The organism is Thermoanaerobaculia bacterium, assembly GCA_018057705.1.
Taxonomy (GTDB): Bacteria; Acidobacteriota; Thermoanaerobaculia; order Multivoradales; family JAGPDF01; genus JAGPDF01.
The window spans coordinates 1-3,449 of sequence record JAGPDF010000165.1 but is presented as its reverse complement, the minus strand read 5'-3'; the positions used below and the strand labels follow the sequence as shown (position 1 = coordinate 3,449).

Annotated in this window: 5 protein-coding genes; all 5 read right to left on the bottom strand. The window is 67.3% G+C overall.

All coding sequences use genetic code 11. The annotated features are described in order from the left end of the window. Nucleotides 1–296 (bottom strand): acyl-CoA thioesterase (locus KBI44_21680; protein MBP9147098.1); only part of this gene is annotated, 296 nt, incomplete at its 3' end. Then, nucleotides 293–1,030, bottom strand: coding sequence for a hypothetical protein (locus KBI44_21675; protein MBP9147097.1), 738 nt, complete (start codon nt 1,028–1,030; stop codon nt 293–295). The genes KBI44_21680 and KBI44_21675, both read right to left, overlap by 4 nt. Then, complete coding sequence (locus tag KBI44_21670) at nt 1,027–2,295, bottom strand: hypothetical protein (GenBank protein MBP9147096.1); 1,269 nt, start codon at nt 2,293–2,295, stop codon at nt 1,027–1,029. The genes KBI44_21675 and KBI44_21670 overlap by 4 nt, the downstream gene beginning before the upstream one ends. 186 nt (nt 2,296–2,481) lie before the next feature. Continuing rightward, on the bottom strand, nt 2,482–3,054 hold the full coding sequence (thpR, locus tag KBI44_21665) for an RNA 2',3'-cyclic phosphodiesterase (protein MBP9147095.1): 573 nt from the start codon (nt 3,052–3,054) through the stop codon (nt 2,482–2,484). After that, nucleotides 3,051–3,449 (bottom strand): MMPL family transporter (locus KBI44_21660; GenBank protein MBP9147094.1); only part of this gene is annotated, 399 nt, incomplete at its 5' end. The genes KBI44_21660 and thpR, both read right to left, overlap by 4 nt.

Sequence of the window (3,449 nt, the reverse complement as noted above, 5' to 3'; positions counted from 1 at the left end):
CGGTCTTCGGCGACTTCGCTCACCCGCGTCGTGACGGTGACCCTGTCCGGCCAGGTGAGCGGGGCGCGGAAGCGCGCCTGGGTCGAGTGCAGGATCGGTCCGACGCCGGTCTCCTGCTGCAGCGCCGGCCAGCCGAGGCGCTCGAAGTAGCTCATCCGGGCGCTCTCGAACCAGCGGAAGTAGACCGCGTTGTTGACGTGACCGAAGGCGTCCATCTCTCCCCAGGCGAGCGCCACCTCGAGGGCCACGGGCCACTGCGCGGCGATCGCTGGCAGGCCCGGCGGCGGTCCGGTCACCGCGAGAGCTGCTCGAGGTAGTGCGGCAGGACGCGCCGCCAGGAGATCCAGTCGTGGTCCCAGCGCGGGCCCCAGTCGTCCACCCGGTGCGGCACCCCGCGCTCGCCGAGGACACCCGCGACCCGCGCCGCGTACTGCGGACGCTCCCAGGCTCCGCGCCCGGTCACCAGGTGGATGAACCGGCTGCGCAACAGTTTCAGATGCTGGGCATCCTCGAGGTCCGGAAGGAAGTGCAGCGGCGACGAGTAGTAGAAGTCGAGCGACATCCGTTCGCCGTCGAGCATCTCTTCGAGGTCGTATTTGCCCGACATGCAGACGGCATGGCTGAAAACGTCCGGATGCCGGCAGACCGCGGCGAGAGCGTAGAGCGCGCCGAGCGAGGCGCCGGCCGTCACGACCTCCTTCGCGCTGCCGGCGAGGTGACGCATGTAGGGCGCGAGCTCGAAGTACAGGAACTCGTCGAAACGGTTCTGGACCCACGAGCAATGACTCGCGGGATAGGCATCGGAGACCCAGCACTGGCCGGGCACGCTGTCGCAGGAGAAGATCTGGATCCGCCCGGCGCGCACCAGGGGAGCGAGCGCCTCCACCATCCGGAAGCGCTCGACCTCTTCGGCATCGCCGCCCGCCGTCGGGAAGAGGAGCACGGGTCGGCCGTCCTCGCCCCAGCGGGCGACGGCGACCTCCTGCGCGAGAAAGCTCGAGCGCCAGACCTCGGTGCGCTTGGCGATCACGCGGGCGAAGGCGCGCCGGACTTCGCGATGTACTCCGACTCGGTGCGGCGCCAGAACTGGACCAGACCCCAGAAGTGCTCGGTGAACTCCTCCACCTCGTGGGCCGGGAAGAGCGCCGCGACCTTCTTGCGCACCGCCTCCTTCGCGGTCGGCGTGCCGAAGAACTCCCAGGCGACCTCGTCGAGATGGGGCAGCTGCCGGGCGCAGAACTCGGCGAACCGGTCGCTCTCGAAACGCTGGTGCGCCAGCCGCGCGTAGAGCGGCAGCTTCTCCTTGAAGGACGCTCCACTGGCGGCGATCTCGAAGAACGGCTCCCAGTCGAGGTTCTTGCGCATCTTGCGCCGCGTCGCCGCGACGTAGAGCGACCACTTGAGCTTGGCCTTCACCAGCCACGGGAAGTGGAAGTGCAGCGACGTTACCTGCGAGTCGGGACAGGCGTTGGCGAAGTCGATCGGGTAGAAGACGCCGTCCTGCCGCAGCGCCTCGCAGCTGTTGAAATCCCAGCCGAAGAACGAGTTGATCGTCAGACACATGTTCGCCATGTGCTGCCACTCTTCGGCGTTGACGAAGTCGAAAGCGACCTTGTAGCGGTCGTGGAGCGGCGCTCCCGGGTCGTACTTCATGAGATGGACCTGCGGACCGACGCCCACCGCCCGCACGAAGAGGTCGAATGGAGCGACCGCCTTCTGGAGATGCATGATCCGGCGGCCCGAGCTGTCGTAGGCCTTGGCGAGCTCCTCGGCGTTGTCGACCTTCGAGACGCCCACCCAGGCACCGCCGTCGTACGGTTTGAGGAACGCCGGGTAGCCGACCTTCTCGCCCACCGACTTCAGGCTGAACATCTTCGCGTAGCGCTCGAGCGTGACCTGGAGGTCGTTGGTCGGCTCGTACTCCTTGGGCGGCAGCATCCAGGTCTCGGGCACGGGCAGCCCGAGGCGCATCATCGCGGCGTAGCTGGTGTGCTTCTCGTTGGCCTGGATCGACCACGGGTTGTTGAGCACGTAGAGGTCGTTCATGACGACCGCTTTCTTGATCCACTCGCGCGACGTGTGGTACCAGTGCGTGACCCGGTCGAGAAGCACGTCGTACTCGACCGGCTGCTTGAGATCGAACGGCTCGATCGACACGCGTTCGACCTCGAAGCGGACGGTGTCGCCGCCCATCGGCAGAGCGAGCTTCAGGTTCTTGAGGATCTCTTCGTAGCAGATCGGCCAGCAGAGATCGGCACCCAGCGAAAGACCGATACGGCGCACCACGTCAGCCATGATTTCTCCCTGTTGGACGAGCCATGATTCTATCGCCAAGCCCGCGCCTGCCGCGAGCCCGCCGGTTGAGCGCCCTCTCGACGTCGTCGCGCGGCGACGCGGTTCATCTGACGAGCTCTTGCGAGTGCGCCGTCGGTCGGCGAACACGAGATCCTCTTCTTGAGACTGCCGCGGAGCGCTCGCCCGTCAGGGTGCCAGAAGCGGGAACGACGCTTCGGCGCGATAGGTCGGGCCCGACTTCCCGAGCACGCTCGAGAAGAGCGTCGCGCGGTCGCAGGCGAAGGATTGGCCCGCAAGTCTCTCGCCCAGGCCTTCTGCGAGCTCACCGATCTCCGTCCGCACGTGCGCGGGCCAGGGGGGATCGCATCGCGCCAGCGTGATGTGCGACCGGAACGGCTTGTCGTCGAAGGCGACGGTCGCGACACGGAGCGCATCCTGCGCCAGCTCCGCGAGACGGGAGAAGCGCGCCGCGGGCTCGAGCCCGGCCCAGACGACCCGCACCGGACCGGCATTGGGAAAGCTCCCCAGGCCGGCGAAATGGGCGCGAAACCCGCCCTCCTGTTCGAGCTTCTCGCGCAGCGCCTGCGCGATCGCGGCAACCCTTTCAGCTTCCACTTCGCCGAGGAAGGCGAGCGTCAGATGCAAACCAGTTGGGCGCACCCACCGCGCCGGCGGCAACGCGGAGCGCAGGGGCGCCACCGCCGCGTCGAGAGTCCCCTTCACCGCCTCGGGAAGGTCGACCGCGACGAAGAGCCTCATCGCCCCGGGACTGGCGCCGGCTCGGGCTTCGGCTCCCCGACCAGAAAATGGGCCAGCGCCGGCAGGAGGACGATGGCACCGATCATGTTCATCACGAACAGGAATACGAGCAGGATACCCATGTCGGCCTGAAATTTGAGCGAAGAGAAGATCCAGGTCGAGACCGCCAGGCCGAGCGTGATGCCAGTGAAGAGCACCCCGTTGCCGGTGATGGCGAGGGCGTCCTCGTAAGTCTCGCGGAGGCTCCGTCCGGGCCGGCGCAACGCAGTGAAGCGGCTGTAGATGTAGATCCCGTAGTCGACGCCGATGCCGACGCCGAGTGCCACCACGGGCAGCGTGCCGACCTTGAGCCCGATCTCGAGCCAGGCCATGAGCGCATAGGCGAGGAGCGAAGC

Bases quoted from the DNA above. Each gene is read 5' to 3' on its own strand.
- KBI44_21670 (MBP9147096.1), bottom strand. From the start codon at position 2,295: ATGGCTGACGTGGTGCGCCGTATCGGTCTTTCGCTGGGTGCCGATCTC.
- thpR (MBP9147095.1), bottom strand. From the start codon at position 3,054: ATGAGGCTCTTCGTCGCGGTCGACCTTCCCGAGGCGGTGAAGGGGACT.